Annotated in this window: 3 protein-coding genes; 1 reads left to right on the top strand and 2 read right to left on the bottom strand. The window is 64.5% G+C overall.

What is annotated here, in order from left to right:
* Positions 1–274: 274 nt before the first annotated feature.
* Entirely contained in the window at positions 275–2407 is a 2133-nt protein-coding gene (gene rpoD / locus QMZ05_RS40185; protein ID WP_353705789.1) for an RNA polymerase sigma factor RpoD, read from the bottom strand.
* A gap of 367 nt (positions 2408–2774) precedes the next feature.
* Positions 2775–4790, bottom strand: a complete 2016-nt coding sequence (gene dnaG / locus QMZ05_RS40180; protein ID WP_353705788.1) for a DNA primase — start codon at positions 4788–4790, stop codon at positions 2775–2777.
* Positions 4791–4990: 200 nt separating this feature from the next.
* Here dnaG and QMZ05_RS40175 point away from each other — a divergent pair, with 200 nt between their 5' ends.
* Positions 4991–5545 (top strand): chlorite dismutase family protein, encoded by a 555-nt coding sequence (locus QMZ05_RS40175; RefSeq protein WP_353705787.1) that lies wholly within the window; start codon positions 4991–4993, stop codon positions 5543–5545.
* The last annotated feature ends 32 nt before the right edge of the window (positions 5546–5577 follow it).

Raw genomic sequence — 5577 nt, 5'->3', positions numbered from 1 at the left:
CTCCCCACCCTCCCCCGCAAGGGGGGAGGGAGCCCTTCCGCCAGCACGTCCCTCACGTCTGCGACCAGCAGCACATGGCATGCATCGTTGCGCGAAGTGCCAGCCGTAGAGCGATGTGATGCAAGCACGCTAGTCAGGCTCCCTCCCCCCTTGCGGGGGAGGGTTGGGGAGAGGGGTGGCCGCGGGCGCCGACGTTCGATTTTTGCGAGATCTCTACAAATGAAAACGGCGGGCACTTGGCCCGCCGTTCTTGTTTCGATGGATGCCGATCGAACTAGTTATCCAGGAACGACCGCAGCTTGCGCGACCGCGACGGGTGCTTCAGCTTGCGCAGCGCCTTGGCTTCGATCTGGCGGATGCGTTCGCGGGTGACCGAGAACTGCTGGCCGACTTCTTCCAGCGTGTGGTCGGTGTTCATGCCGATGCCGAAGCGCATGCGCAGCACGCGTTCTTCGCGCGGGGTGAGCGAGGCCAGCACGCGCGTCGTGGTCTCGCGCAGGTTCGACTGGATCGCCGCGTCGATCGGCAGGATCGCGTTCTTGTCCTCGATGAAATCGCCGAGATGCGAATCCTCTTCGTCACCCACCGGAGTTTCCAGCGACAGCGGCTCCTTGGCGATCTTGAGGACCTTGCGGACCTTCTCCAGGGGCATGCCGAGCTTCTCGGCGAGCTCTTCCGGGGTCGGCTCGCGGCCGATCTCGTTCAGCATCTGGCGCGAGGTGCGGACGATCTTGTTGATCGTCTCGATCATGTGCACGGGGATGCGGATGGTGCGGGCCTGGTCGGCGATCGAACGGGTGATCGCCTGCCGGATCCACCAGGTGGCGTAGGTCGAGAACTTGTAGCCGCGGCGATACTCGAACTTATCGACCGCCTTCATCAAGCCGATATTGCCTTCCTGGATCAGGTCGAGGAACTGCAGGCCGCGGTTGGTGTACTTCTTGGCGATCGAGATCACGAGACGGAGGTTGGCTTCCACCATCTCCTTCTTGGCCTGACGGGCCTCGCGCTCGCCCTTCTGCACGCCGTGCACGATCTTGCGGAATTCGCCGATCTCAAGCCCGGTGAGCGCCGCCAGCGACTGGATCTCGTGGCGCAGGTCCTTGATGCGGTCCTTCTCGTGATGGACGAAGTTCTTCCAGCCCTTGGCGGAGAGCTTCGAGACACGGTTGAGCCAGCGCGGATCGAGCTCCGAACCCTGGTAGTTGCGCAGGAAGTCCTCGCGCGCGACGCCGTGGCTGTCGCCGAGGCGCAGCAGGCGGCCCTCGAACGAGACCAGCTTCTTGTTGATGTCGTAGAGCTGCTCGACCAGCGAGTCGATGCGGGCCTGGTTGAGGCGCAGCGACTTCACCTCGACGATGATCTCGTCCTTCAGCTTCTTGTACTTGCGCTCCTGCGAGGGCGACAGCGACTCGCTCTGCAGCTGGTTGGCGATGTCCTGCTCCTGCAGGCGGCGCAGCTTCTTGTACTCGGACGCGATCTTGTCGAAGGTCTCGACCACCTTCGGCTTCAGCTCGGCCTCGATGGCGGCGAGCGACATCTGGTTCTCGAACTCGTCGTCGTCCATGTCGCCCTCGGCGGCGGCCTCGCCGGGATCCTTCTCCTCACCACCGGCTTCGCCACCGGCGGGCGCGGCGCGGAACGGGGTCGGCGACGGCGGCGCTGCGGGCGGCGCGACATGGGCCGGTGCGCCGGCTTGCGCATCGCCGCCATTGCCTTCAGCGGCCGCGCCCTCGGCGCCGTTGTTGCCGATCAGGTTCGGATTGATGCCGCCCTTCGATTCCGGACCGGCATAGGTGGCTTCGAGATCGATGATGTCGCGGAGGAAAATCTTGCCTTCGTTGAGCTCGTCGCGCCAGATGATGATGGCCTGGAAGGTCAGCGGACTCTCGCAGAGGCCCGCGATCATCGCCTCGCGGCCGGCCTCGATGCGCTTTGCAATCGCGATTTCGCCCTCGCGGGAGAGCAGCTCGACGGTGCCCATCTCGCGCAGATACATGCGCACGGGATCGTCGGTGCGCTCGCCGGGCTCCGACTTCTTGACCTCGGTGACGGCCTTCTGCGTGACCTCGACGAGCTCGTTATCGGTCTCGTCGTCGCCGTCGTCCTTCTCGTCCTCGCCTTCGCTATCGTCGGCCTCGGTGACGTTGATGCCCATGTCGGACAGCATCGACATGATGTCTTCGATCTGTTCGGGCGAGGTCGTGTCGGAAGGCAGCACTTCGTTGAGCTGATCGAAGGTCACGAAGCCGCGCTTCTTGGCCTGCTTGATCATCTTCTTCACCGCGGCATCCGACAGGTCGAGCAACGGCGACGGCGCGTCAGCGGAATCCTTCTCAGGAGCATCCGCCGCCTTGTCGTCTTTTTCCTTGTCCTTAACCTGCAGCGTCTTTGCCTTGGTGGCCATTCACTAAGCTCCCGAAACGCGGTCATGCAAAATGGCGCCACGCGCACACGTCGGCATGATATCTAGATTTACTCTCTCGACGCACAAAGGGCGGCGCAAAATCTCGCCACCCCTGTCATCCGTCTCGACGGTTTCCAATCTTGAATAGCCCGTCGCGTCTTCCGTAAAAGTGGATACCGGTTTTACGGTCGGAAGACGCGACAGATTTTAAATCTGACGCATTTTCTGACGGCGAACCGGGGACCACTTCGCCTGAAAATGCTACGGCAGCTATTAAGTTTCGCTTAACCCTGTTTTTGCAGCCAAACCATGGATTTGGCGAGTCTTTTTGCGGGTTCGGCCGGCGCCGTCCGCAGCATTTTTGTTATCAGACATTACGCTGGAACCGGCCCGATAATTCGCCGAACCCTTCAATCAGGGCTTCGGTCCCGTCGGCTTCTGCCATCCGGGCCTGGATATCCTGCAACCATGCCAGATTGGCCTCGCTGGAGTCTTCAGCCAAGGCCGCTTCCGCATCTTTTCTTTCCCTAAGTAAGGCGTGGGTTTTCTGATGCAAGGCAACGAGTTGACGCCAGGTTGATAAAACATCCTCGCGCGCCGCACCGATCTGCGTCCCCCACACCGCCTGGGTTGTGATCGCCCGCTCAACCCTTTGAAGAATCTGCGATAATCCGCTTACCTCAAGGTCGGCGCGCATCTTCTCGGCCTGCTCCTCGACGTCAGGGGAATGGTGATGATCGTGGGCAAAGGCCGCGATAATGGCGGCCCTGAGCTTGTGGGCCTCCGGGTGGGCGAGCTCCAGCGCCGCCACCTCCTCAAGATGGTCGTGCAGCAGCCAGGGGTGGTTGATCAGGGATAGCAGGATCAGCGCCTCGCGGCGGGAGATCGCGCTGCGCTGGCCGCGCATGATCGAGCTGTTGGCGAGCTGGGGGCTCGCGGCCTGATACGGACCCCGTGAAATCCCGGGGGTGGCGCCGCCCTTGCCGCCAAAGCGGCCGGCCTGGCCACCTCGGACCGGGCCGCGGGGGGCAAACTGGCGGGGTGATTCGCCGCCGCGCCCGCCGCCGAAATTGCCCCTGCCGAAGCCGCCGCCGTAGCCGCCGCGGCCGCCCTCCGGGGCGAAATTGCGTTGCAGCCGCTCCTGCAGGTCCTGCCGGTAATAGCGGCGCACCACCTCGTCGCGGATGCCATTGGTCAGCTCGCCGATCCGCGCTTCCAGCGCGGCCCGGCGCTCGGGGGTGTCGAAATTGCCGCCCTCGATCTCGCGCGACCAGATCATGTCGGCGAGCGGACGCGCCGCCGAGATCACGTCCTCGATCGCGGCGCGGCCGCCGGAGCGGGCGAGATCGTCGGGATCCTGCCCTTCCGGGAGCAAAGCGATGCGCAGGCTCTTGCCGGGCTTGAGCTGCGGCAAGGCGATGTCGGCCGCGCGATACGCGGCCTTCTGTCCGGCGCGGTCGCCGTCGAAGCAGAGGATCGGCTCGTCGACCATCTTCCAGAGCAGGCCGAGCTGGTTCTCGGTCAGCGCGGTGCCGAGCGGGGCGACGGCGCCGGGAAAGCCCGAGGTGACCATGGCGATGACGTCGACATAGCCTTCGACGACGATCAGCTGCGCGCCGTCATGCGCGGCCTGCCGCGCCGTGAACAGATTGTAGAGATTGTCGCCCTTGTGAAACAGCGTGGTTTCCGGCGAGTTCAGGTACTTTGCCGGAACGTCCTTCTCCAGCGCACGGCCGCCGAACGCGATGACGCGGCCGCGGGCATCTGCGATCGGGAACATGACGCGATCGCGGAAACGATCGAACGGCACCGGCTTGTCCTCGCCGGACACCAGGAGCCCGGCCTCCACCATGTCCTCGGTCGAGATGCCCTGCGCGCCCAGATGCTCCTTCAGCGCGAAGCGATCCGGCGGCGCATAACCCATCCGGAACTGGAGCTGGGTCGCCGGCGAGATGGCGCGGTCGGCGAGGTAGCCGCGCGCCTTGGCGCCGTTGCGCGAGGCCAGCGTGTCCGCGAAGAACTTGGTCGCGAGTTCCATCACGTCGTACAGGGTGCGGCGGCGCTGCTCGTGCCGCGCCGCATCCGGGCTCGCCGCCGGGATCGCCATGCCGGCCATCGACGCCAGCCGCTCGACGGCCTCCGGAAAGGTGACGCCCTCGGTCTGCATCACGAAGTCGAAGATGTTGCCGTGCTGGCCGGAGGAGAAGTCGTGGTAAAAGCCCTTCTGGTCGTTGACCGTGAAGGACGGGGTCTTCTCCTGCTGGAACGGCGACAGCCCTTTCCACTCCCGCCCGGCCTTCTTGAGCTTGACGCGCTTGCCCACGACTTCCGAGACCGGAAGCCGGGCGCGCAGCTCTTCGAGGAATTGGGGCGTGAAACGCATGGGGCGATTTTAGCGTGGTGTCCGGTGAGTCGCTGGTCAACCGGTTAGCCATATAGGGGCGCCCGGTGGTTGGACGAAGAATGTAGGATTTTTCCGGACTATTCACAGGCTCCGCGGCACCACCGGACTACCCCGGATTCCTCGGTGGAGAGAAGTTTCAGCCACCTTGCCCCCTCCCCGGTTCCGGGATTGGATAGGGCATGTTCACGACATTCAGAGGCGGGCAGAGCGGCGGCTGGCAGGTCACGTCCATCACGCGGGTGAAGGGCGAGACGCTGCCGAAGGTCGCGGCGCTGTCGATCGTTGCGAGCGATGCGATCGCGCTGCCGCTGCTGCCGGCGCAGACCTCCTGGCGGCTCGCCGGCGTCGCGAGCCATCTGCGCTATACCGAGAAGGAAGAGCGCGAGAAGCTCGCCGCCGTGCAGGCCGGGCTCGGCCGCAGCGAGGCAACGCATGCGGCGCTGATCCCGATCAGGAAATCCGCAGCATGGTGGGAGCTGACCCAGGAGGAGCGCCGCAAGATCTTCGAGGACAAGTCGCACCACATCGCAGGGACCCTGAAATACCTGCCGGCGATCGCCCGCCAGCTGTTTCACGCCCGCGACCTCGGCATGCCCTTCGACTTCCTGACCTGGTTCGAGTTCGCGCCCGACCATGACACCCTGTTCGACGAGCTGGTCGGCATGCTGCGCGCAACCGAGGAGTGGAGCTTCGTCGAGCGCGAGGTCGACATCCGCGTCGAGCGGGAAGTGTGAAGCGCGCCGCGCGCAATCATGCTGTATAGAAT

Origin of the sequence: Bradyrhizobium sp. INPA03-11B (assembly GCF_040446015.1) — a bacterium.
GTDB classification, from domain to species: Bacteria; Pseudomonadota; Alphaproteobacteria; order Rhizobiales; family Xanthobacteraceae; genus Bradyrhizobium; species Bradyrhizobium macuxiense_A.
Note: the sequence above shows the minus strand (reverse complement) of the source record. Positions and strands in the feature narration are given on the sequence as shown.

What these genes read in the sequence shown, in the direction of transcription:
- rpoD (WP_353705789.1), bottom strand. Translation starts at nt 2,407, where the DNA reads ATGGCCACCAAGGCAAAGACGCTGCAGGTTAAGGACAAGGAAAAAGAC.
- dnaG (WP_353705788.1), bottom strand. Translation starts at nt 4,790, where the DNA reads ATGCGTTTCACGCCCCAATTCCTCGAAGAGCTGCGCGCCCGGCTTCCG.
- QMZ05_RS40175 (WP_353705787.1), top strand. Translation starts at nt 4,991, where the DNA reads ATGTTCACGACATTCAGAGGCGGGCAGAGCGGCGGCTGGCAGGTCACG.